26 protein-coding genes and 1 pseudogene are annotated in these 22851 nt (G+C 32.8%); 25 read left to right on the top strand and 2 right to left on the bottom strand.

Annotated features, from left to right (window positions below; translation table 11 throughout):
• Positions 1-11: 11 nt before the first annotated feature.
• Together ACNFU2_RS06990 and ACNFU2_RS06985 are read left to right on the top strand one after the other, a co-directional pair.
• Positions 12-3701 carry a DUF6443 domain-containing protein gene (locus tag ACNFU2_RS06990; RefSeq protein WP_418124394.1) on the top strand — a complete coding sequence of 1230 codons (3690 nt, stop codon included), beginning with the start codon at positions 12-14 and terminating at the stop codon, positions 3699-3701.
• Positions 3673-4131, top strand: a complete 459-nt coding sequence (locus tag ACNFU2_RS06985) for a hypothetical protein (RefSeq protein WP_418124392.1) — start codon at positions 3673-3675, stop codon at positions 4129-4131. Before ACNFU2_RS06990 ends, ACNFU2_RS06985 begins: the two co-directional genes overlap by 29 nt.
• Before the next feature lie 58 nt (positions 4132-4189).
• Here the strand turns inward: ACNFU2_RS06985 and ACNFU2_RS06980 are convergent, their stop codons facing one another.
• Positions 4190-4522, bottom strand: a complete 333-nt coding sequence (locus tag ACNFU2_RS06980; protein WP_273648411.1) for a helix-turn-helix domain-containing protein — start codon at positions 4520-4522, stop codon at positions 4190-4192.
• Positions 4523-5289: 767 nt separating this feature from the next.
• Between ACNFU2_RS06980 and ACNFU2_RS06975 the strand changes: the two genes are divergently transcribed.
• From ACNFU2_RS06975 to ACNFU2_RS06875, 21 genes and pseudogenes are all read left to right on the top strand, one after another.
• Positions 5290-6297 carry an RHS repeat-associated core domain-containing protein gene (locus tag ACNFU2_RS06975; protein ID WP_418124390.1) on the top strand — a complete coding sequence of 336 codons (1008 nt, stop codon included), beginning with the start codon at positions 5290-5292 and terminating at the stop codon, positions 6295-6297.
• Entirely contained in the window at positions 6284-6745 is a 462-nt protein-coding gene (locus ACNFU2_RS06970) for a hypothetical protein (protein WP_418124388.1), read from the top strand. Before ACNFU2_RS06975 ends, ACNFU2_RS06970 begins: the two co-directional genes overlap by 14 nt.
• 286 nt (positions 6746-7031) lie before the next feature.
• Complete coding sequence (locus tag ACNFU2_RS06965; RefSeq protein WP_418124386.1) at positions 7032-7169, top strand: hypothetical protein; 138 nt, start codon at positions 7032-7034, stop codon at positions 7167-7169.
• Between the two features lie 81 nt (positions 7170-7250).
• Complete coding sequence (locus tag ACNFU2_RS06960; protein WP_418124385.1) at positions 7251-8009, top strand: hypothetical protein; 759 nt, start codon at positions 7251-7253, stop codon at positions 8007-8009.
• Entirely contained in the window at positions 7987-8394 is a 408-nt protein-coding gene (locus ACNFU2_RS06955; RefSeq protein WP_418124383.1) for a hypothetical protein, read from the top strand. Before ACNFU2_RS06960 ends, ACNFU2_RS06955 begins: the two co-directional genes overlap by 23 nt.
• A gap of 165 nt (positions 8395-8559) precedes the next feature.
• Entirely contained in the window at positions 8560-8727 is a 168-nt protein-coding gene (locus ACNFU2_RS06950) for a hypothetical protein (RefSeq protein ID WP_418124381.1), read from the top strand.
• Positions 8717-9181: a hypothetical protein gene (locus ACNFU2_RS06945; RefSeq protein ID WP_418124379.1), complete on the top strand. Its 465-nt coding sequence runs from the start codon at positions 8717-8719 to the stop codon at positions 9179-9181. Before ACNFU2_RS06950 ends, ACNFU2_RS06945 begins: the two co-directional genes overlap by 11 nt.
• Positions 9182-9644: 463 nt before the next feature.
• Entirely contained in the window at positions 9645-9905 is a 261-nt protein-coding gene (locus ACNFU2_RS06940) for a hypothetical protein (RefSeq protein WP_418124377.1), read from the top strand.
• Between the two features lie 306 nt (positions 9906-10211).
• Positions 10212-12239 (top strand): RHS repeat-associated core domain-containing protein, encoded by a 2028-nt coding sequence (locus tag ACNFU2_RS06935; RefSeq protein WP_418124375.1) that lies wholly within the window; start codon positions 10212-10214, stop codon positions 12237-12239.
• Complete coding sequence (locus ACNFU2_RS06930; RefSeq protein ID WP_273648413.1) at positions 12223-12768, top strand: hypothetical protein; 546 nt, start codon at positions 12223-12225, stop codon at positions 12766-12768. The genes ACNFU2_RS06935 and ACNFU2_RS06930 overlap by 17 nt, the downstream gene beginning before the upstream one ends.
• Before the next feature lie 73 nt (positions 12769-12841).
• Positions 12842-13018 (top strand): annotated as a pseudogene (locus ACNFU2_RS06925) (RHS repeat domain-containing protein); the annotation flags it as partial.
• Positions 13019-13668: 650 nt separating this feature from the next.
• Complete coding sequence (locus tag ACNFU2_RS06920) at positions 13669-14205, top strand: hypothetical protein (RefSeq protein WP_273648415.1); 537 nt, start codon at positions 13669-13671, stop codon at positions 14203-14205.
• A 26-nt stretch (positions 14206-14231) separates the two neighbouring features.
• Complete coding sequence (locus ACNFU2_RS06915; RefSeq protein ID WP_418124895.1) at positions 14232-15119, top strand: RHS repeat-associated core domain-containing protein; 888 nt, start codon at positions 14232-14234, stop codon at positions 15117-15119.
• Complete coding sequence (locus tag ACNFU2_RS06910; protein ID WP_418124373.1) at positions 15119-15556, top strand: hypothetical protein; 438 nt, start codon at positions 15119-15121, stop codon at positions 15554-15556. Before ACNFU2_RS06915 ends, ACNFU2_RS06910 begins: the two co-directional genes overlap by 1 nt.
• 202 nt (positions 15557-15758) lie before the next feature.
• Positions 15759-15968, top strand: coding sequence for a hypothetical protein (locus tag ACNFU2_RS06905; protein WP_418124371.1), 210 nt, complete (start codon positions 15759-15761; stop codon positions 15966-15968).
• A gap of 3 nt (positions 15969-15971) precedes the next feature.
• Entirely contained in the window at positions 15972-16304 is a 333-nt protein-coding gene (locus ACNFU2_RS06900; protein ID WP_418124369.1) for a hypothetical protein, read from the top strand.
• 357 nt (positions 16305-16661) lie between these two features.
• Positions 16662-16949 (top strand): RNase A-like domain-containing protein, encoded by a 288-nt coding sequence (locus ACNFU2_RS06895; protein ID WP_418124367.1) that lies wholly within the window; start codon positions 16662-16664, stop codon positions 16947-16949.
• 11 nt (positions 16950-16960) lie between these two features.
• The gene (locus ACNFU2_RS06890) at positions 16961-17251 is read left to right on the top strand and encodes a hypothetical protein (protein ID WP_418124365.1); all 291 of its coding nucleotides are present in this window, start codon (positions 16961-16963) and stop codon (positions 17249-17251) included.
• Between the two features lie 304 nt (positions 17252-17555).
• The gene (locus ACNFU2_RS06885; protein ID WP_418124363.1) at positions 17556-17828 is read left to right on the top strand and encodes a hypothetical protein; all 273 of its coding nucleotides are present in this window, start codon (positions 17556-17558) and stop codon (positions 17826-17828) included.
• Between the two features lie 714 nt (positions 17829-18542).
• Positions 18543-18830 carry an RNase A-like domain-containing protein gene (locus ACNFU2_RS06880; protein ID WP_418124361.1) on the top strand — a complete coding sequence of 96 codons (288 nt, stop codon included), beginning with the start codon at positions 18543-18545 and terminating at the stop codon, positions 18828-18830.
• Between the two features lie 21 nt (positions 18831-18851).
• The gene (locus ACNFU2_RS06875; protein WP_418124359.1) at positions 18852-19145 is read left to right on the top strand and encodes a hypothetical protein; all 294 of its coding nucleotides are present in this window, start codon (positions 18852-18854) and stop codon (positions 19143-19145) included.
• Positions 19146-19160: 15 nt separating this feature from the next.
• Here ACNFU2_RS06875 and ACNFU2_RS06870 read toward each other — a convergent pair whose 3' ends face one another.
• Positions 19161-19343 (bottom strand): hypothetical protein, encoded by a 183-nt coding sequence (locus tag ACNFU2_RS06870; RefSeq protein ID WP_418124357.1) that lies wholly within the window; start codon positions 19341-19343, stop codon positions 19161-19163.
• A gap of 100 nt (positions 19344-19443) precedes the next feature.
• Here ACNFU2_RS06870 and ACNFU2_RS06865 point away from each other — a divergent pair, with 100 nt between their 5' ends.
• Entirely contained in the window at positions 19444-20115 is a 672-nt protein-coding gene (locus tag ACNFU2_RS06865) for a hypothetical protein (protein ID WP_418124355.1), read from the top strand.
• 202 nt (positions 20116-20317) lie between these two features.
• The gene (locus ACNFU2_RS06860) at positions 20318-22822 is read left to right on the top strand and encodes a PIG-L family deacetylase (protein ID WP_273648400.1); all 2505 of its coding nucleotides are present in this window, start codon (positions 20318-20320) and stop codon (positions 22820-22822) included.
• The last annotated feature ends 29 nt before the right edge of the window (positions 22823-22851 follow it).

The raw sequence follows: 22851 nt of genomic DNA, 5'->3' as shown, positions 1-22851 counted from the left end.
AAACACAACGTATGAATAGATATTTAATAACAAAAAAGTGGTTATTGCTGGGGTTAGTGTTTGTAGCTGGAACGCTTTATGCACAGAGTAATTCAGAAAACTATGTGTATTCTAAAACTTATTTAGCAGATCCCATAACTACAAATTCAAAAACTTCAGAAACAGTTACTTACTTTGATGGATTAGGAAGAGCCAAACAAATAGTTAGTATTAAAGCAACTCCTTCTGGCAAGGATATGGTTACTCCAGTCACCTATGATGAATTTGGAAGACAGACAAAAAATATTCTACCTACTCCAATTAACACATTGAATGGGAATATTCATTCTGGAGTTACCAATGAAAATACCGCTAACTCTTATTACGGAGCATCCAATGCATACAGTGAGAAAGAGCTTGAAAAATCCCCTTTAGATCGGGTTTTACAACAGGCAAATCCTGGTGATGCCTGGAAACTTGGAGCAGGACATACGCAAACATTCAGCTATGGCACTAATGCTGCAAATGAGGTTATAAAGTTTGTCACTACTACTTCAACAAGCACAGTTAGTAATGTTACAACTATTTCAACTGCATTACCTGTAGGTAGCCTTGGATTCTATGGGCAGGGTAGTTTTTATAAAAATACAATAACGGATGAAGATGGAAATCCTGTAACTCAATTTACCAATGGTCGCGGACAAACGATTCTTATCCGAAGAACAGATGGAACACAAAATATTGATACCTATTATGTGTATAATGACTATGGGCAAAAAGCGTTTGTCATCCCTCCAAAAGCAGTACAACAAATTGTGCAAAATGCAAATAAAGTTACTGCTGATATTTTAAATACACTGTGCTACCAATACCGCTATGACGGGCAAGGAAGGGAAGTTGAAAAAAAGCTTCCTGGGAAAGGCTGGGAATTGACCATTTATGACAAACAAGACAGAGTAGTACTTTACCAGGATGCTGTTTTAGGGACTGTAAACAATAACTTTGGCAGTAAAGGCTGGATATTTACTAAGTATGATGAGTTTAATAGGGTTGTTTATACTGGATTCTTTTCCAGCACTGCAACAAGGCAGTCTTTACAGAATACGCTAAATACTTTAACCACAAATACTTCCAATAATGAAAAAAGGACTTCAACCTTTTTTAATCAACAGGGAATTGATATTTACTATGATAAGCTGGCCTATCCAACATCGAATTTTGTTGTTTTATCAGTAAACTATTATGATTCTTATCCGCGTGATGCTCCTTCCGTTATTCCTGAAAAAATTCTTGACCAGTATGTTTTATTAGCAACATTTGGAACCGGTAATACAACTTCTACCAAAAGTTTGAAAACAGCTTCTTATCTAAAAAATATAGAAGATGATAAATGGACCAAAACATATCATTATTATGATTTCAAAGGAAGGCAGATTGCTACAAAAACTACTAATCATTTAGAAGGTTACACCAATAAGGAGTCTAAACTTGATTTTTCAGGATTAGCAACAGAAAGTTATACTTATCATAAAAGAACTCCAACTGAAACAGAAGTCAAAATAAAAGAACGTTTTGTTTATGATAATGGAAACAGGCTAAAACAACATTTCCATCAGGTAGATAGCAACCCCGAAGAATTATTAACGGACAATACCTATAATGAACTTTCGCAGTTAAGCAATAAAAAAGTAGGAAACAATCTCCAAAGCATTGATTACAATTACAATATCAGAGGTTGGCTGACAGATATCAATAAAAACCAGATGTCTGTAGCTGATTTAGGAGGGAAACTTTTTGCTTATAGAATCAAATACAATCAGAAAGAAGGAATCACTAATCCGGACCCAATCTTATTCTCCGGAAAGAATGTTGAGGCAAAATACAATGGGAATATTGCAGAAGTAGATTGGAGGGCAGTGGAAACAATCGGAGCCAATCCTTCTCTTACTCCTAAGAGATACGGATATGTTTATGATAAGCTGAACAGATTAACAGCAGGATATTATCAAAATCCAAATAACCCCAACAGCAAAGAAAATACAGAATCTTTAACGTATGATTTGAATGGAAATATCACCAATCTTTATAGAACCTCAGTTCTGCAAGGGACAATTGCTACAAAAATTGATGATTTAGAATATACTTATTCAGGAAACCGGGCTACTACCATAAAAGATAACAGTGGTAACAAGACTGGTTATGAAGGGACAACAGGACTTCCTATAGGATATGATGTTAATGGGAATATGATCAATATGGCAGATAAACAAATCAATGGAATAATGTATAATTATTTAAATCTGCCCAATGCAATATCTATTGGTTCAAGTCAGGCATATACTGATATTACAACCAAGTACGGATCAGATGGGACAAAGTTGAGAAAACAAGTCGTAAAAACACTTGTTGGAATAACGGGCACGACTTCTTCTACGGAAACTACAGATTATCTTGATGGATTTCAATATATAAATATAACAGGATCCGGAAATAATGGAGGAGGTACGGAAATGTTTGCTGCTAGTCTGGAAACGAGCAAGGCTTTGGAAATGGAGGCTTATTCTGCAGAGACTTTAAATGTTGTTTCAGGTTTAGGGGCAAAGAATCCTGAGCTTCAGTTTTTCCCAACCGCAGAAGGATTTTATGATTATGGAAAAGATCAGTATATTTACCAGTATAAAGATCATTTAGGAAATGTAAGGATAAGTTTCGCAAGAAACAGCACAGGCGCTCTTGAGATTACAGATGCTAATGATTATTATCCATTTGGAATGAACCATTTAAAAACGGGATTCTCTTTTTTTAGCCCAAGTGCTTATAAGAACTACAAGTACAACGCGAAGGAGCTTCAGGAAACGGGAATGTATGATTACGGTGCAAGAATGTATATGCCGGATATTGGAAGATGGGGTGTGATGGATCCTCTTGCCGAAAAGATGACAAGGCATAGTCCTTATAATTATGCGTTTAATAATCCTATGAGGTTTATCGACCCCGACGGAAGAGCTCCTGTTGATGATCACTTTAATAAATTTGGTCGTTATATTGGAACTGATAATAAAAAAACGAATAATGTTGTTGTGCATACTAATAGTTCTGCTACAAAATTATCTCAATTAAATGGTAATACAGGAGCTGCAAGTCTTTCACAATTAGATTACAGCAAGAAAGGAACTATAACAGCTGTTTCAAAAGTTTTAGCACATTATGCAGGAGAAAAAGGAATTGGAGGTTATGTAGGTGTAGGAACATACTCTAAGGGAGATGCTCACACAAATGGACGAGGAAATATTTTCTTTAATACGACAGTTTTAAAAGGAGGCGATTATGATAATGCCTATAACATCCGGTCTACATTAAACCATGAAGGAGGAAAGTTTGGGCATAAAAATGAAAATTTCAAGGGAGATTATACTTTTGAATTACATGCAAAAGTTTACTTAAATGAAGCTATGAATCCAGATTTTGGAAAGACAACAGAAAGTTATCGGGCAGGGCAAGCCGCAGCTTTTGGATTACGTGTTCTTAACGCGGTAGATAAAGAATCCAAGTATGGAACTAATCTTATGAACATGATTGATACATACAATGAAAAAAATACAGGAGGTGTATATATAAACTTATATTCAGGTGGAAGTACTTTACCTACAATAACACCTCAGGTAGGAGACACATATTATAAACCAGTACCCTATGAAGATATTAAACAACCTCAAGATTAGTTTACTTTTTTTAGTTTTTATTGTTTTTTCATGTAAAGAAAGTAAACAAGATAAAATACAGTCAGCTTTTGCAGGTGATAACAGTAAAAAATGGTATTGTTATAGTATTGACGAAGATCATTCATTTTACCCTTATAGAGTAAAAGAATTTTTCAAAGATGGACGACAAATCCAATATATCAATAATTATACTACTAAGAATTTAGATACAATCCCAAGAAGTGATATATACAATCCTGAAAAATGGTTTATTATAAACGATTCGGTCGTTAGTATAGATTCTGAGAGAAATCCGGTAAGTGGTTCTTATCATAAGAATACCAGTAAAATACTTTATTATAGTAAGGATACTATTATTTTGCAGGGAACAAAGCGAAGTAATTACGAAGGTGTATTAATCCTTACACGATATAAAGAAAAAGAACAATAAAATAACAACAAAGCCACCGCGATTGCGGTGGCTTTGTTGTTATTTTATTGCAATATTTTTACGAATATGCTTTTCTAGTTTTACAATCCCGAATGTATGTATCTATCAAATCGTAGAGCGTTTGTTTTTTACTCTCTTCTAATTGTTCCAAATCCTTAATTCTTTCTACGGTTCTTTTATCAAAGGAAACCTGATTGGTCTCACCAACCAAATAATCTAAACTTACGCCAAGAGCATCTGCAATTTTTTTCGCAGTATCAACAGAAGGAATAGCTTCCCCTCTTTCGTACTTGCCGATCATTACACGAGACACCTCGCTTTTATCTGCCAAATCGCTTTGGGAGAAGCCGTTCTTGTCTCTTAATGTAGTTATAATACTTCCTATATTCATCTCTAAAAAGATATAAAAGTTCTTAATAATTAAATATTATATCAAAAATATGAAATTAAAGGATATAAAAAATCTGATAATATTTTGCAAATTGAAAACAAAAAGATACTTTTATATCTGATAGTAACATCAAAAAAAATAAAATATTTTTCTTTTATGGAAATCTCCACAATCAAACAACGGTTAAGTTTATCCGCAGTTCTGCAACATTACAACCTTAAGCCAAAAAACTCAATTACTTATTCTCATTGAGAACAGTGACTCTTACTGGCAAGAAGTTGGAGATGAAGCTAATCGTTATTTTGAAAACTCTAATGATGCTTTAGAATGGTTAATGATAATAAAAAAAGAATTGAATGGCTAATTTTGACTTTTATCACTAAAGAATAAATAGATCCGAGAAGGTACACTTTCTCGGATTTTTAGTATTTAAGATTAATGGGCCTGAAAGTAGCTTTGTAACAGAAATATACAAATGGAAATATGGTAGTGAAGAAACTACGGTAATGATGACCAGAAAATTCTGGAAATAAATTTAAATTTGTGATGTGAATGGCAACGAGTATGACGCTCGCGCCAGCGGAGGGGATTCTGAAGATAGATTACAATTACCTGAATCTGCCCGATTATGTCAAGTTCGACAAAACCTACCTACCTCGAGACCTGAATCCGGGAGTGCTGGATTATAATGTGAATACAAGATACTTATATAACGCAGAGGGGTTAAACTGAGAAAAGTATATACTTATGGATCTGGTAGAGGCCAAATGGAAACGGTTGAAAAAACGGATTATCTTGATGGCTTTCAATATACCAATGATAAACTGAGTTTTGTGCCTACTTCAGAAGGGTATTTTGATTTCGTTCAGAATAAGTATATTTACAACTATACAGATCAGGTAGGAAACATCAGACTGGCGTATTACAAAGATGCTTCCGGAAACCCGAAAATTGATCGGGTAACCGATTATTATCCATTCGGATTGGAGTTTGGAGATTATTTAGGAACTTCTCTTTCAATATCACCCAACTATAAGTACTCTTCTCAAGGACAAGAAAAACAAATGGAAACAGGATGGAGTTCTTATAAATGGAGAAATTATGACTCTGCGATGGGGAGATTTTTCAATGTCGACCCGTTGAGTGAGAAATATGCCTATCAATCGCATTACAACTTCTCTGAGAATAGAGTTATAAATGCAAGAGAATTAGAGGGACTTGAGGCAGTAATGATAAATAAAAATACGTTAGAGTGGAGAGTGAAAATTGACAATAAATCAGGAAAAGATTATAGCAAAACCCTTTTACAGGATGCTGCAGGTGTTTTAAGTCAAAATGGTTTAACAGTAAATATTATCGAAGATCCTAACGCAAAATTTACTATCGAATTAGGAAAGAGGGTTGCAAGAAATACTGAGAATGGAGTTACTTTTGTTAATGGAGAAACAGTCCCTGATGGAAACATATATGATGGAACTGTAAAGTCTAAGGATAGCCCAAGAACTTTAGCTCATGAATTAGGACATAAGGCAGGTCTCCCACATATTTTTGATACAGAAAGTAAGGTTGAGAATACTCCAAAAAACAAAAAAAATCTAATGAATTCTGGAGCAAATACTATTGAGCCTTTGCAAGATCCAACTGGAACTGATTTAACTCCTTCACAAACAACTGATATTGTAAATCACATTAATATTACTAATGAAAATAGAGAAAGAAAAGAAAAAGAAAAAGAACAACAAAAACTAAATCAAAATCAAAATGCAAATCCTTAATAAATTATTTTTTTTATCAATTTTATTAGCTCTGAACTTTGTCTCATGTCAAAGTAAGATGGTTGTCGATTCGACTTCATATAAAAATTTAGACTCAGAAAAGAAACAGGACGTTGATGAATATCTTACAGATGCTAAAAAGATGATACCAAAAAAAGAAACTGAAATTATATTGATGTTTCAATACAATTGTTTTTTTCAAAAGAAAATAACTATTAACAACAGATATACTAAAGAATTTCCAAAAACTGACAAAATTCACTATGGACAAAGTATTGTGAATTTTTCGAAGAAATTAGGTAAAATTAAAATAAAATTATCCAACGGGAAATATTTTACAATATTACAGAAAAAAGGATATGATTATATAACAATATGTTACAACGAACAATATGAAACCTTATATATTCATTACTACGATTTTCCAAAAATTTTGATTGAAGAATAAGGCTTGATAGGTTATTTATAAATAGATTGACATATATTCGTAATAAATCAAAATGCAATTCCATAATAAATTATTTTTTTATCAATAGAAAGATTTTGAGAATAATCAAGAAGATATGAGAGTTGCTTTTTCTCAAGAATTTTATATTTTTTTTGTAAGTATCATAGTAGGTATTTCTTTTTTTATTATAGCTTATATACTGTATAAATTAGGAATTTTATAAAAATACATTATACTTCAGATTTGTTAGTTTTTAATAAAGTAATTTAATAAACCGGTGATCTAATTGATTACCTGTTTTATAAAATTAATAGAAAATACTTACAACTATACAGATCAGGTAGGAAACATCAGACTGGCGTATTACAGAGATGCTTCCGGAAACCCGAAAATTGATCGGGTAACCGATTATTATCCATTCTGATTGGAGTTTGGAGATTATTTAGGAACTTCTCTTTCAATATCACCCAACTATAAGTACTCTTCTCAAGGACAAGAAAAACAAATGGAAACAGGATGGAGTTCTTATAAATGGAGAAATTATGACTCTGCGATGGGGAGATTCTTCAATGTCGACCCGTTGAGTGAGAAATATGCCTATCAATCGCATTACAATTTCTCTGAGAACAAGGTTGTTTCACATAGAGAATTAGAAGGTTTAGAGGCTATTGATATGAATAAAGTCCGAGAAGCTTTTGACAATGGTAAAAAAGGTAAAAGCTATCAATTAGTAATTCATGTAGATCAGCCAGGAAAGGGAGGAGATAGAGATACTTATGAATACAATCATGGTACTGATCCTGGTCATTCGTTTATTACTTTAACAAGAAAGAATACTGATGGATCTGTGGATTCAAAAACGTTTGGTTTTTATCCATATCCTCAATCAGTAAATCCTATAGCATCAGAAGCGGATGGTAAAATAAGAGACAATTTAGGGCATGAGCAAGAAGTTGTACAAACAAGACCTATTAATGAGAAAAATTTTAATGATATTTTAGATTTTGTTGAATCAAAGAAAAATACAAAATATGATCTAAATACTAACAATTGTACAGATTTTGTTATAAATTGCGCAGCCGCAGGAGGAATAAATCTCCCAAGAACTAAAGGAACTTGGCCAAATGGAGGAGGAACTAATCCTGGTGATTTAGGTGAAGATTTACGTAAACAAAATGAAAATATTCGTAAAGGTAAATCTCCAGAAGGTTCAACTACATCTAGAAATAAAAATAAAGATAATGATAAGAAAATTAGTTTATAGTACATTTTTAATAGTAGTGCTTTTAATGTGTATTAATTGTTTAAAAAAAGAAGTAAAATTTGACAATCCAATTTTTGCTTATTTTTTTAGTGAGTTAAATAATAAGACTGTTGATGATTTTATAAAGTCTTACTACAAGGGAAAACCTGAGTATGTATTAGCTCAATATCGAATACCTTTAAATCAATTAAAAGATTCCAAATCTGAAATTGTAATCTCGGACTATGATCATAATGGCAAGAAACTAAATATTGATGGAAATACTAAAGATATTTATATTATAGAAAATGATAAGGAAATAATTACTGTTGTAAAAATAGAAGACAATAAAATTAAATATTTGATTCCAATTCATAAAGGGAATGAGCTTATTGGTTGGCTTTAGATAACATTACAGTCAATGCCAAACCAAAAAATATAATCGAAGGAATCAGTTTAATAAGTTTAAAATTGATAAAAAATTAGAGTATTGAAATTTCAGTACTCTAATTTTTAATTATAAAAAGCCCTGAAGATAATAAAGGGTTTGAAAGCAAATGAAAATAATCTTATGAATTCTGGCGAAAATAACAAGGTAGAGCTGCGTAACAGTTCAGTAACAGATTTAACCTCTTCTCAATCAACTAGTATGCAAAACCATACTAAGATTATCAGTGAGAATAGGGAAAGAAAAGAAAAAGAACAACAAAAATCAAATCAAAACCAAAATGGAAATTAATAGAAGAATATTTTTAATAATTAGTTTTTTTATTTTAACTCTTGTTTCATGCCAAACTAAAAAAGTAATATTATATGAGAAATATGAGAATTTAGATTCGGAAAAGAAATCTGAAGTTGATGAATACCTTACCAATGCTAAAAAATTAATACCTAAAAAAGAATCTGAAATTATATTGATGTTCCAGTATAATTGTTTTTTTGACAAAAGCTTGAAATTAAATAATGGATATGAGACAAAATTTCCTAAAATTTCAAATAAGAATCATTATGGTCAAAGATTTGCTGCATTCGAGAAAAAAAATGGAAATATAAAAATAAGCTTATCCAATGGAAGAAAATTTCTTACTAATCAAAAAGATGGATATGATTACATTGGTGTTTGTTACAATGAAAAGGAAAGCAAATTATATATAGAATATTTTGACTATCCACACATGTTAGTATTGGAATAAATCAAAATTTGAGCTAACAAACTTTATAATTATTATTTTCAATGACAATTAATTAAGATCAATATTAAATTAAAACCTTTGCCTATCGTATTGAGTTTTGAAAAGCGATGATATGGAAAGAAAAGTTTTGAAGCAATACAAATGAAATTAATTGTTAAAAATGGTAATAGTAAAAAATCCAGATAAATTATGAGATATTCTCTAGTTAAAAAAAAAATAAATAGCCTTTACCAAATCCGTTAAAGGTGTTTTTTATTAAATTGTAGACATGAAAATCGATTTAGAAGAACTCAAACAAATAATAATTCAAAATATCCCAGATGAAAAAATAAAAATTAGCATTTTTATTACGCTTTTACTATTGTGATATACATATATTCCCAAAAATAAAAAGTCTTCTATATTTTTTGGGACAAAAAATATTGTTATAATGATACAATGCTGTAGTTAGAAGAAAAAAGCCATGAAAAAAAATACGGTAATTTTAACAAATATATTAATATGGGTTTATGTTATAATTATATGTTATACTCATATTAATGGTGGAAATGGAGAACTTTTACTATATTCTGGTATAGCGTTAGGTTTGCTTGTAGCCATCAATATAGCATATGTAGAAAGAAAAATATCTTTACTTGAAATTATTTTTATTTTAATAAATCTAATATTAGCCGGTTTAGTCTCATATTTATCATTAGTTTTTATACAATTGGATGTGAGGTAAATGGAAAAGAAAAAAATGTTACCCGCTTAGCAAAGTCTCCTCCTGCTGCCGCACGAATCCTTTCGTGTGGCATTTTCTTCTAATTTCTTTTATTAAACTATCTCATTTTCTTTCTTACCTAAAAGTATATAACGGTGAGTAGATGGCAGTGTAGCTGATTATCTCTATGAAAAAGGACTTTTGGATGATATTGTAATTTTTAGGATTTTTGATTTATAACTTTTAACCACACGAAGGAATTCGTACGGTAGCGGGGAAAAAGCTAACCAAAAAAATGGTAAATTTTATGATCCAAATACAGGTGATGTGAATGGCAACGAGCGTGACGCTCGCGCCAGCGGAGGGGAATTATTAACGGACAATACCTATAATAAACTTTCACAGTTAAGCAATAAAAAAGTAGGAAACAATCTCCAAAGCATTGATTACAATTACAATATCAGAGGTTGGCTGACAGATATCAATAAAAACCAGATGTCTGTAGCTGATTTAGGAGGGAAGCTTTTTGCTTATAGGATCAAATACAATCAGAAAGAAGGAATCACTAATCCGGATCCAGTCTTATTCTCCGGAAAAAATGTTGAGGCAAAATACAATGGTAATATCGCAGAAGTAGATTGGAGGGCAGTGGAAACAATCGGAGCCAATCCTTCTCTTACTCCTAAGAGATATGGATATGTTTATGATAAGCTGAACAGATTAACAGCAGGATATTATCAAAACCCAAATAACCCCAACAGCAAAGAAAATACAGAATCTTTAACGTATGATTTGAATGGAAATATCACCAATCTTTATAGAACCTCAGTTCTGCAAGGGACAATTGCCACAAAAATTGATGATTTAGAATATACTTATGCAGGAAACCGGGCCACTACCATAAAAGATAACAGTGGTAACAAGACTGGTTATGAAGGGACAACAGGACTTCCCATAGGATATGATGTTAATGGGAATATGATCAATATGGCAGATAAACAAATCAATGGAATAGTTTATAATTATTTAAATCTGCCCAATGCAATATCTATTGGTTCTAGTCAGGCATATACTGATATTACTACAAAGTACGGATCAGATGGGACAAAGTTGAGAAAACAAGTCGTAAAAACACTTGTTGGAATAACAGGCACGACTTCTTCTACGGAAACTACAGATTATCTTGATGGATTTCAATATATAAATATAACAGGATCCGGAAATAATGGAGGAGGTACGGAAATGTTTGCTGCTAGTCTGGAAACGAGCAAGGCTTTGGAAATGGAGGCTTATTCTGCAGAGACTTTAAATGTTGTTTCAGGTTTAGGGGCAAAGAATCCTGAGCTTCAGTTTTTCCCAACCGCAGAAGGATTTTATGATTATGGAAAAGATCAGTATATTTACCAGTATAAAGATCATTTAGGAAATGTAAGGATAAGTTTCGCAAGAAACAGCACAGGCGCTCTTGAGATTACAGATGCTAATGATTATTATCCATTTGGAATGAACCATTTAAAAACGGGATTCTCTTTTTTTAGTCCAAGTGCTTATAAGAATTACAAGTACAATGGAAAGGAATTGCAAGAGAATGGAATGTATGATTATGGCGCAAGGATGTACATGCCTGATTTGGGAAGATGGGGAGTGGCAGATCCGTTGGCGGAAAAAGCTAGGCGTTGGAGTCCTTATACTTATGCATTTAACAATCCACTGAGATTTATTGATCCCGACGGAAAGCAAGGAAAAGATATTATTATTTTAACAGCCAATGGATCTTTTAAAGCTTCAAAAGAAATACTTTATAAGACAGCAGAAGGCAGAAGGTTATGGGATAAATATGGAACCAGTAAAACAGAAGATATTTATATAAATTCTAAAAACTTTGGTTCTAGCTCATCTACAGTAGCAGAAGCAATTAATGATATAAAATCAATGGGGCTTGCTAAGGATGGGAAAGTATCAATACCTGAAGGTTATTCTAATTCTTCGGAATTTAACAATTTAGACATATCCAAATCAGGAGATAAAAAAGTTCATTTAGTTTCTTTAAATGAAAATTATTTTAAAGAAAATAGTAGTGATTCAAGATACAGTGCAACACATACGGATGATGAAGGAAATTCAAAAACTATTGGATATAATAATTATGATTTAGCAGAAACTATTTATCATGAAATAAAGTCTCACATAGAAGATGCTACAGGAGATGTTGATCAAGATCATACAAAATATGGATCTTCTGCTTTTAGATTAACAGCTCCAACTACTCCAGGGTCTCCTGCAGAGACAATTATAAACCAACTTGTTAAAGTAAGAGAAGATGCAAAAAAAGAAAAAAATGAGAAAAAAAATTAATCTTATTCCTTTGTGTATAATAATTCTGAGCTTTGCTATCCCCGTAAAAGCTCAAATTTTAGAATTTTATAGACCTATTATTGTAACATATAAATCGGGAATATTAAATAATGAAAAAGTTAATTTAGGAGTATTTGATTATTTTAAGCAAGATATTTCTAAAATGAAATATGAATATTTGAAATATGATTCTGAAAAAGAAAGTTTATTTAAATATGATGATATAAATAAAGTTTTTCAAAAAATAATATGCTTAAAATCTGAAAATTTTAAATCTCAAGAAAAAGTCAAATTAGGAATATTTGATGAATTTAATTTATCAAAAGAAAATTCCAAAAGTTTTATTGCTTCTTCTCCTTATGGAAAATACCCTTCACACCATAAAATAATTAATTCTATTGAAGTTCTTCAAAAAACAAAAAAAACATTAATATTAAGGATTAATTATCAAGATGAGTTTGAATGGAAGTATTTTGGAATTTTAGTTTTAACAGACTATAAATATGAAAATTTAGAAGATGATGAATAACAAGATATAAGTTCAAGATAAAAAGCCAGCTTTAAAGTTGGCTTTTATGTATACTGATGCTTATAAGAACTAAAAGTACAACGGGAAAGAACTCCAAGAGACTGGTATGTATGATTATGGAGCGAGGATGTATATGCCGGATATTGGAAGATGGGGTGTGGTAGATCCTTTAGCGGAAATGATGTGTCGTCATAGTCCTTATAATTATGCTTTTAATAATCCGATTAGGTTTATAGATCCAGATGGTAGAGCTCCTCTTACTGATTACTACAATTTGAAAGGGCAACTCACAAAACATGTTGAAGATGGTAAAACGGATAAGAAAATAGTATTAACTACTAGTAAAAAGGAAGCTGATACAGATGCTGCAATAAACAATGGTTATGTTGTTAATCAGATAACTAATGACCAGATTAAACAGATTGATGATATATATGCTTTTGGTAAAATAGACAAAACAGGTACTGAGAAAGGGTTTTATTTTGGGCAGAATGGAAAATCATCAAAAACTGTAACAGGTGAAAAGACTGGAGAAGTAGGACCAAAAGCATGGGCCGAAGCTAAAAAAGATTTACGAGACAAAGGTGATACTGTTGCTTCTGATGCGCACTTACACCCTCTTGATTATGACAGTGAAGGTAATGTGGTTGCTTACGGAAAACCAACACCTTCAATGGGAGCAGGCAAAGATACAGATCCTAAAAATATGCAGGGAAATCAGCCATCTATGGTTTTGGGTTGGACGGAAATCCCAGGATCATTGCCTCCAGGTCAAATAGGAGGAACACCTTCTCCTAATACATATTCTCCTACAGTAGGATTTTATAATTCAGGAGGTTCTATTATTACAATAGATTATTCAGCATTTAAAAAAGCAATGGAAAAAGTAAATAAATAATTATGAAATATTCAATCTGTGTTTTATTGGTTTTGTTGATGAGTTCTTGTGTATCTTATATAGATGTGTCAAAAAATAGTATCAATAATAATAGTATGGTATTCGATTATGGTAGCAATGAAAATAAACTTAAATATATTAATAAAGTTAATGCTTCAGCTGATCAAGACATATATTACACAACGCACTTTTCAATAACGTTACCTAAAAATATTGTTAACTGGAATGTAAAAAGTAATAATTTTTTCTTTGAATATGATGACAAGCAGATATTTTATATTTACTCTTCTTATAAAAATGAAGGACAGGAATCTGAGAATTGGGAATTAAAAGATATTGATTATAATGAAGTTTTAAAATATATAGGAGAATATTGGGATAAAAGAAAATATAACGAAAATTATCTCTATGAAGGACATAATGGAAGAGTATCGAAGTTATACACAAATGGAAAATATAAAATATTGTTTTATAATATAAAAAAAGATAATCTTCAAACATTTATTGAGAGTGCAAAAACATTTAATACAAACTTATAAACCTCTCTCCCGCACGATTGCATTGTGTGGTGGATAATAAGTACAATGGAAAGGAACTTCAGGAGACGGGTATGTATGATTATGGGGCGAGGATGTATATGCCTGACTTGGGAAGATGGGGAGTGGTGGATCCAAAAGCAGAATTAATGCGTCGCTGGTCTCCGTACAATTATGCGTTTGATAATCCAATCCGTTTTGTAGATCCAGATGGAAGATTTGCAATTCCCCCAGATGATTATATAGATGCTTCCACTGGAAAATATTTGGGAAGTGATGGAGCGGCAACCACTAATACCAGAGTAATATATAAGAGCGATTGGAATAACATCACTTCTGAAAAAGGAGGTTCTACATCAGTAGATGCTACGGCTGCCTTACAAAAAAGCAGTTCTATAGTAACAGTAAACAATACTCAGATTAATTCTGATATTAATAATGCCAATAAAGAAACCATTACTGATCAGACAAAGGAAAGGCAAGTTTGGGTTGGTATGGAAGTTACAAGAGGAGATACTCCAACAGCACAAGTAACCTCTGTTAGGGGGCCAGACGGCATAGATGGAAAAACTACAATATCTATAACATCTCTTACAGATAAATCAGGGGCGGTAGTAAAACAAACTTTTGATGGTACAAAATTGCTTCCGGTTGCTCAAGTACATACGCATAATACTTCGCAAAACCCTAGCCTAGTAAATATACCGGGAACATCTGCTATGGATAAATCAACATCTAATAGTTTTAACATTCCTGTATATGCAGTTGATTCTTATACTGGGACTCAAGCAGCCGGAAACGTAATACATAGGGTTATGCCGAATGGTACACAAACAAATAATATTGGAACTACTAATAGTAACAATATAGGGCAGGATGCTCTAAAACATTTTATAGATAAACAAAAAACTCCATAATGAAAAACATTCTATCAATATTATTATTAAATTTTTGCTTACTGAGTTGTTACTCGCAAAAATTAAATTCAGATATTATATATTTTTTACCTTCTTCTGTTAATGAAATTCTTAGTAAAGAGCTTCAAAAAAGAGGAAAGAATAATCAAACTTATATAGTTTTAGATAAAGAGAGTGCAGATATATATACCATGTATTTGAATAATTTCTCTAATTCTTCAGAAAATTTTTGGGTAAAACATAGTAATAGATCTGTGTTTATACAAGGAAAGCTAATACCTCTTTATTTTTATTCAGATGAATATTTTTCATTTGCGGAGAAGGGTGAAACAGTATTAAAGAAGTTAGGTACAGAAGAAGGGATTAAAAAAACTATTAATATTCGGGAGAATACATTTTTTATAAAATTCAAACTTGATGGAGAGATAGTCAAATAACCCCCCCGTTCGTGTCTAAATAAATTGGATCAACAACTTATAATAAATTCGAGAAAGTACTAATTTCTCGGATTTTTATTATTTAATATTAATGGGCCTGAAAGTAGCTTTGTAGCAGAAATATACAAATGAAAATCTGGTAGTGTAATAAACTACTGTAATGACGGCCAGAAAATTCTGGAAATAGATTTAAATTTGTGATGTGAATGGCAACGAGCGTGACGCTCGCGCCAGCGGAGACGCACATTTATTTGGAAAACAGCTTTACCCAGATGGATATACTGTTGTGGAGGGTATTATTTATAATTCGAATAACCCGATGAAATATTGGTCACCCGGAACAGATGGTATTGGCGCATTTATCTTTAATCAAAAAATATTAAAAGCAATAAAACCAATTATAAAACAGTAAAGTATGTTAACAACGAATAGAGAATTTCATTATGTAGGGGAATTAAATATTTCTTTAAGTAAAATGTTAAAATCCAATTTAAATCCTAAGGATGATGAAGTAAATTGGTTATTTTTAGTCTTAAACGAAAGTTATAGATATAGCTTTGTTTATAAAATTATGGAAAATCAATCAGTATCTTATAATTCTCCTTTTAAAATTTTGCTTGCTTTTACTTTTTATGATTTTGTTAAAAACGAAATTCAAATAGATCAAGAATATTCTGTACAAAGAGGAGAAGAGTCTGTTGGTAAAGTTAAAATATTAAAAAGATTGATCAGTAACGAAAATGATTAATGGGAATGTTCGAGACGTTTGGTTTCCTTTATTAATGGAATTAACGAAGAAAAATTCAAATAAAATGGCTGAAAATAATAAGTATATTTACAGCTATACAGACCATTTGGGAAATGTGCGTTTAAGCTTCCCCCCCCTGCTGGCGCGAGCGTCACGCTCGTGCCTGACTAAAGATTAACAATCTATATATAAATCCGAGAAGATACACTTTCTCGGATTTATATTTTTAGTATTTAAGATTAATGGGCCTGAAAGTAGCTTTGTAACATAAATATACAAATGGAAATATGGTAATGAAAGAAACTACTGTAATGACGACCAGAAAATTCTGGAAATAGATTTAAATTTGTGATGTGAATGGCAACGAGTTTGACGCTCGCGCCAGCGGAGGCAAGCTCGTTTACAAATGAAGCTGTTGCAGAATCAGTTATTAAATCGACAATCAGAAGTAATCGAGCTGCAATTAAATCGTGGTTAAATTCGGAAGCTACGACCAATCTTAGATTAGAGTATAATGGAGTGAATAATATAGGCCGAGGAATCATGAGAAATACTGGTATTATTAACGAATTAAATAATGCAAGAATAGTACTTACATCTAATGGTAGTGGAAATTATTTTATATTAACAGCATTTCCAAAATAAAATAAAATAAAATGAATTTAAAAAAAGATTATCCAAATCTATTTCAGTTTTTTGTCGGATATTTTCCAGATGCAGATTTTGAAGATCTTACGGATGAACAAATTGTCTCAAATTATGTTTTAAAACACAAAGAGTTAAATAATCATCAAAAGATTGATAGTCTAAAAATAGATATTGACGGGTTAATTGGTGATATACTTTCTTACTGGCAAGAAGTTGGAGATGAAGCTAATCGTTATTTTGAAAACCCTAATGATGCTTTAGAATGGTTAATGATGATAAAAAAAGAATTGAATGGCTAATTTTGACTTTTATCACTAAAGAATAAATAGATCCGAGAAGGTACACTTTCTCGGATTTTTATTTTTAGTATTTAAGATTAATGGGCCTGAAAGTAGCTTTGTAACAGAAATATACAAATGGAAATATGGTAGTGTAATAAACTACTGTAATGACGACCAGAAAATTCTGGAAATAGATTTAAATTTGTGATGTGAATGGCAACGAGCGTGACGCCCGCGCCAGCGGAGGAAACTTCTCATAGAGTAATTGTAGATAAAAAGAAACGTAAAATTGTAACTTCATTTCCTCAAAAAGCAAATTAATATGTCAGTTAATTTTTTAGATATAGATAACAAAAGCCAGATTTTATTTAATATTTCTGATTGTGAATTTTCAAAATTTGAAAATATTATTAAAATTTTCAATAAGAAATATGATAATCTGTTTGATATATATGGTGATTTTAGATTATATCAAAACCATATTAATTATCTGATTGAATTATTAGAGCAACAAAATGTTAAAGAAGATTTATTTTATAGATTTTTATTAATGGCAAAAAATAATAATAAAACATTATTAGTAATTGGAAACTAAAAGAATTGAAACAGGTCAGATTTGGTCTTTAAATGATGATGAAAATGGATAAGCATTTGTTATTGATATAGATAATGATCTCAATGCACATTTTGCCTATATAAAAGATAATGATGTAATTATTTATCATATTCCGATAAAATATTCTTTTTTTCTTAATTCAATTATTCAGCATATTGGTAATAATGACGTTTTGGAGGATTTTTTGGAAGCAAAAAAAGTATGGGAAGAGTATTCAGGAGGAGTATGGGAACTAAAGGTCAAAGAGATTTTGAAAATAACTTTAAATGATAACTAATCCCCCCGCTCCCGCACGATTGTATCGTGTGGAAGATAAAGATAAACCCTCGCAATTTGCGAGGGTTTTGTATTTATAAAATGCTTTGCAGTTTAGTTTGTTTAAGGAACGCATCAAGGAGAGCGAAGACGTTTTGTCTGTCGTTATCTTTTAGTTTTTTGGATGTCGAGGATTTTCGAGACGATATTTTTCCCCTTGCTGGCGCGAGCGTCACGCTCGTGCCAGAATAAAGATTAACAATCTATATATAAATCCGAGAAGATACACTTTCTCGGATTTATATTTTTAGTATTTAAGATTAATGGGCCTGAAAGTAGCTTTGTAACATAAATATACAAATGGAAATATGGTAATGAAAGAAACTACTGTAATGACGACCAGAAAATTCTGGAAATAGATTTAAATTTGTGATGTGAATGGCAACGAGCGTGACGCTCGCGCCAGCGGAGGCAAGCTCTTTTACAAATGAAGCTGTTGCAGAATCAGTTATTAGATCGACAATAAGAAGTAATCGAGCTGCAATTAAATCGTGGTTAAATTCGGGAGCTACGACCAATCTTAGATTAGAATATAATAGAGTGAATAATATAGGTCGAGGAATAATGAGAAGTACTGGTGTTGTTAATGATTTGAGTAATGCTAGAATAATTCTTAAAGCAAATGGAAATGGTAATTATTTTATATTAGAAGCATTCCCGCAATAAAATAAAAAAATAATAAAGAATATGGACTTTAAAAAAAAAATTCCAAATTTATATCAGTTTTTTGGAGCATACTTTCCAGATGCAGATTTCGATGATTTGACTGATGAAGAAGTTGTTGAAAATTATATTACAGATTGTAATAAATCGGAAGTGTCAATAAAGACTTTAGGTAAAGTAAAAGAAGAATTACTTATTCTCATTGAGAACATTGACTCTTACTGGCAAGAAGTTGGAGATGAAGCTAATCGTTATTTTGAAAACTCTAATGATGCTTTAGAATGGTTAATGATGATAAAAAAAGAATTGAATGACTAATTTTGACTTTTATCACTAAATTTTTAATTTTGAGTGCTTGAATAAGCCATCTACAATAGAATGCAGATGTTTTTTATTTTCGGGATCAAGTTTTTTGATGTCGCTAAAACGGTTGAGCATTGCCGGATCTTTAAAGATGTTTATTTCCTCAGTTTCTCTTAGAAGATAACTGATAGTAGTTCCTAAAATCTTAGCCATATTTTTTTGCTACTTCCATAGAAGGATAAGGAAGCTTTTTGCCATTGAATTTACTAATGCCATATTTTTTCTATATTTAGGAGAAGTATATAGTAAGACAATGCTGATAAACCTAATACCTCCGGACGGGGGGATGTTATATAAAGAAACGGATATGGCTCAGTTTTTTCCTGAGCCTTTCAATGCAATAACTGCTGTGTTTTTTTTAGCCATAGCCATTTTCTGGACCATTAAATTGAAAGGTTGTTTTAAAGAATATCCTTTTTTAACCTACTGTTTAGTTTTATTGTACATTGGTGCCATAGGCGGAACTGTTTACCATTCTTTCAGGCAATGGCCGGTATTTATCATGATGGATTGGATGCCCATTATGCTGCTGTGTCTGTCTGCCGGATTTTATTTTATAGCAAAGAGCACCAGATGGTACTATGCTGTTGTAATGGTTATTGTCTATGTGATCCTTATGTTGGGTTTGAGAAATTGGATTTTGGTCGATAACGTTGCTCTCTTTATCAATATCAATTATGCGATCATGGCTTCATTTGTACTTTTTTCGGTAGTAAGGTACTTGATGTATACAAAGTGGAAAGCCGGAAAATGGGTGGGTTTTGCTTTATTGTCGTTTGTCTTCGCACTTATTTTCCGTATCGTTGATCAGTGGGGATGGTTGAGTTTCGGAACCCACTTTTTATGGCATACTTTCGGAGCGGCAGCCACATTTTGCATGTTTAATTATATTTATCTTACGCAGAATACAATGAGAAAAAAATAAAGAGTTTACATTTTCTTTGAATTCTAATTCATTCATAAGTGTGCTTAAACTTAACCACAAAATCACAAAAGTTTTATCATTTAAACCTCTTCGGTTTGTGGTTTAATAAAAATTTAAACATTTTTTTGTGAAATTCACAGTGTGATTCTTTTACGTTTGCAAGAAAGATGATTTACTTATATTTGTCGCAAAGCAAATTTAAATGTTCAAAAAAGTAAGCGCTGTATTTATTCTTGGCTTTTATACGGTTTTTTGTTCGGCCCAACAGGTTCGGCCTTCCCAATCATCTGAAATTTACCGTGAACTCAAAACACTTAAACATCTCCCTAAAGTTTTATACCTTGCGGCTCATCCCGATGATGAAAATACAGGATTGCTTTCGTGGCTAATCAACGATCAGAATGTAGAAACGGGCTACTTGTCTTTGACAAGAGGTGATGGGGGGCAGAATTTATTAGGGACAGAGCAGGGAGCTGCATTGGGTTTAATCAGAACGCATGAGCTTTTGGAGGCAAGAAAATTAGACGGTGCCCAACAGTTTTTTACCCGGGCCATTGATTTCGGGTTTTCTAAAAATACGACCGATACTTTCAAACAATGGGATGAAAATAGCATTATCGCTGACGTAGTTTGGGGCATCCGTCAATTCCGTCCGGATGTTATCATTTGTCGATTTCCTCCAACTGCAGCAGCAGGCCACGGACAACATGCGGCTTCGGCCGTGGTTGCGGAAAAAGCCTTCAGGCTGGCAGGTGATAAAACTGCTTTTCCGGATCAATTAAAATATGTGAATGTATGGCAACCCAAACGCGTATTGTGGAATACTTTCCGGTTTGGTGGGGTTAATACAACTTCTGAAAATCAACTGAAAATTACCGTTGGGCAATATGATCCGCTGCTGGGAATGGGCTATGGTGAACTGGCAGGATTAAGCAGAAGCCTACATAAAAGCCAGGGAGCAGGAACACAGTCTGTAGCCGGAATCAGAACTGAATATTTTTCTCATGTTATCGGAGAGCCTGCAAAAGCAACACTTTTTGACGGAGTCGTTAAAACCTGGACCTCAAAAGGAAACGCTGACATTGACCTGGCCTTAGATCAAATTATTTCTACCTTCAATTTCAATAATCCTGATCTGAGTTTACCCGCTTTGCTTGCCTTACGAAAAAAGGTTATGGCAGTTCAGGATGCAGACCTGAAAAAGGATAAAATTAAATCTCTCGACCATATCATTCTGAGCTGTGCCGGATTTATGGGCGAGGTGGTGACGAATCAGGCCGAGGCCGTAGCCGGGGACCATTATAATTTCAGGTTAAATCTGATTTCAAGAGCTGCTGATCCTGTTGTTTTAGAAAATGTACAATGGTTACATCAATCAGAAAGCTTCAATAGAAAACTGTCAAAAGATTCTTTAATTACCATTCAGCATAACATTCAGATTCCTGCAGATGCGGCACTTACAGAACCTTACTGGTTGGCAAAACCTCCCGCCAACGCAGCAACTTTCTCTGTTCCGAATGATACTTTAATTGGTTTGCCTGAGGCGGAGTCATCCCTGAATGTGTTGCTTGGTTTAAAAATAGGCTCGGAAAAGTTTCGGGTTAAACTTCCTTTATCTTTTAAGAAATTAGATCCGGTACGTGGTGATGTGGTCGAAGGCCTGCGTATTGTTCCAGCATTGGAACTGAAATTTATACAACCCCTGTATGTGGTTAAAGAAAATGAAGATTTGCATTTGAGTTTAAATGTTAAGGTGAATTCCAGCAAAAACTTCAATAAAGGTATCCTCAATCTCATGTATAACGGAGAGCGAGTAGGTAACGCGGATATTAGTTCGCTCAATGGAAAAGATACTACCATCGATTATGTTATTCCAAAAACGAAACTGGCTTCAATTAATTCATCCCGCTTGCAACTGGAAGCCAATTTTGTTGCAGATGGAGTTACGTATAATAAAAAGCAAATATTAATTCAGTATCCGCATTTACCTTCCTTACAATATTTTGCACCTGCCACTGTAACCGTCATGAAAGGCGATATTCAGGCGAAGGTTAAAAAAGTGGGGTATATAGAAGGTGCAGGTGATTTCATTCCTGACTTCCTACGCATTGCAGGTATCCAGGTAGACGTCCTGAAAGATGAAGATTTTTATGGCAATATAGATGAGTCTGCCGGAAACGGGAGTCAGAGCAAGCTGTCGCAATACGATGCCATCGTACTTGGGGTTCGCGCTAATAACACAGAGAAAAAACTGGGTCGCTGGATGCCTTTTCTATGGTCTTATGTAAAAACAGGAGGTAATCTGGTGATGCAGTATAACACCAACCAGGATACAACCGTTGATAAATTGGGGATATACAATTTCAGTATTGCCAATAAACGGGTTACCGAAGAAAATGCTGCGGTTACGTTTTTAAACCCTGATCATAAGTTACTGAACTTTCCAAACAAAATTACTCCGGATGATTTTAAAGGCTGGGTGCAGGAGCGTGGTGCCTATTTCCCTGCACAATGGGATGCAGCGTATGAACCGCTTTTTGAAATGCACGATACCGATGAAGAGCCTCTTCAGGGATCTACTTTATATGCCAAATACGGTAAGGGTAATTTTATCTATACGCCGTTGGCATTTTTCAGACAGCTGCCTTCAGGGAATGTGGGGGCGGCACGTTTATTTTTTAATTTTTTAAGTGCACAGAAAAACTGATGAACAAACAACTTAAAAACTGGAATATC

Source organism: Chryseobacterium sp. PTM-20240506, from assembly GCF_048296755.1.
Classification (GTDB): Bacteria; Bacteroidota; Bacteroidia; order Flavobacteriales; family Weeksellaceae; genus Chryseobacterium; species Chryseobacterium proteolyticum.
Note: the sequence above shows the minus strand (reverse complement) of the source record. Positions and strands in the feature narration are given on the sequence as shown.

Coding starts and splice junctions, on each gene's coding strand:
- ACNFU2_RS06860 (WP_273648400.1), top strand. CDS start 20,318: ATGTTCAAAAAAGTAAGCGCTGTATTTATTCTTGGCTTTTATACGGTT.
- ACNFU2_RS06955 (WP_418124383.1), top strand. CDS start 7,987: ATGATAAGAAAATTAGTTTATAGTACATTTTTAATAGTAGTGCTTTTA.
- ACNFU2_RS06980 (WP_273648411.1), bottom strand. CDS start 4,522: ATGAATATAGGAAGTATTATAACTACATTAAGAGACAAGAACGGCTTC.
- ACNFU2_RS06865 (WP_418124355.1), top strand. CDS start 19,444: ATGCTGATAAACCTAATACCTCCGGACGGGGGGATGTTATATAAAGAA.
- ACNFU2_RS06990 (WP_418124394.1), top strand. CDS start 12: ATGAATAGATATTTAATAACAAAAAAGTGGTTATTGCTGGGGTTAGTG.
- ACNFU2_RS06950 (WP_418124381.1), top strand. CDS start 8,560: ATGAATTCTGGCGAAAATAACAAGGTAGAGCTGCGTAACAGTTCAGTA.
- ACNFU2_RS06870 (WP_418124357.1), bottom strand. CDS start 19,343: ATGGCTAAGATTTTAGGAACTACTATCAGTTATCTTCTAAGAGAAACT.
- ACNFU2_RS06975 (WP_418124390.1), top strand. CDS start 5,290: ATGGAAACGGTTGAAAAAACGGATTATCTTGATGGCTTTCAATATACC.
- ACNFU2_RS06910 (WP_418124373.1), top strand. CDS start 15,119: ATGAAAAACATTCTATCAATATTATTATTAAATTTTTGCTTACTGAGT.
- ACNFU2_RS06945 (WP_418124379.1), top strand. CDS start 8,717: ATGGAAATTAATAGAAGAATATTTTTAATAATTAGTTTTTTTATTTTA.
- ACNFU2_RS06930 (WP_273648413.1), top strand. CDS start 12,223: ATGAGAAAAAAAATTAATCTTATTCCTTTGTGTATAATAATTCTGAGC.
- ACNFU2_RS06900 (WP_418124369.1), top strand. CDS start 15,972: ATGTTAACAACGAATAGAGAATTTCATTATGTAGGGGAATTAAATATT.
- ACNFU2_RS06890 (WP_418124365.1), top strand. CDS start 16,961: ATGAATTTAAAAAAAGATTATCCAAATCTATTTCAGTTTTTTGTCGGA.
- ACNFU2_RS06920 (WP_273648415.1), top strand. CDS start 13,669: ATGAAATATTCAATCTGTGTTTTATTGGTTTTGTTGATGAGTTCTTGT.
- ACNFU2_RS06895 (WP_418124367.1), top strand. CDS start 16,662: ATGGCAACGAGTTTGACGCTCGCGCCAGCGGAGGCAAGCTCGTTTACA.
- ACNFU2_RS06960 (WP_418124385.1), top strand. CDS start 7,251: ATGGAAACAGGATGGAGTTCTTATAAATGGAGAAATTATGACTCTGCG.
- ACNFU2_RS06985 (WP_418124392.1), top strand. CDS start 3,673: ATGAAGATATTAAACAACCTCAAGATTAGTTTACTTTTTTTAGTTTTT.
- ACNFU2_RS06940 (WP_418124377.1), top strand. CDS start 9,645: ATGAAAAAAAATACGGTAATTTTAACAAATATATTAATATGGGTTTAT.
- ACNFU2_RS06875 (WP_418124359.1), top strand. CDS start 18,852: ATGGACTTTAAAAAAAAAATTCCAAATTTATATCAGTTTTTTGGAGCA.
- ACNFU2_RS06970 (WP_418124388.1), top strand. CDS start 6,284: ATGCAAATCCTTAATAAATTATTTTTTTTATCAATTTTATTAGCTCTG.
- ACNFU2_RS06880 (WP_418124361.1), top strand. CDS start 18,543: ATGGCAACGAGCGTGACGCTCGCGCCAGCGGAGGCAAGCTCTTTTACA.
- ACNFU2_RS06885 (WP_418124363.1), top strand. CDS start 17,556: ATGTCAGTTAATTTTTTAGATATAGATAACAAAAGCCAGATTTTATTT.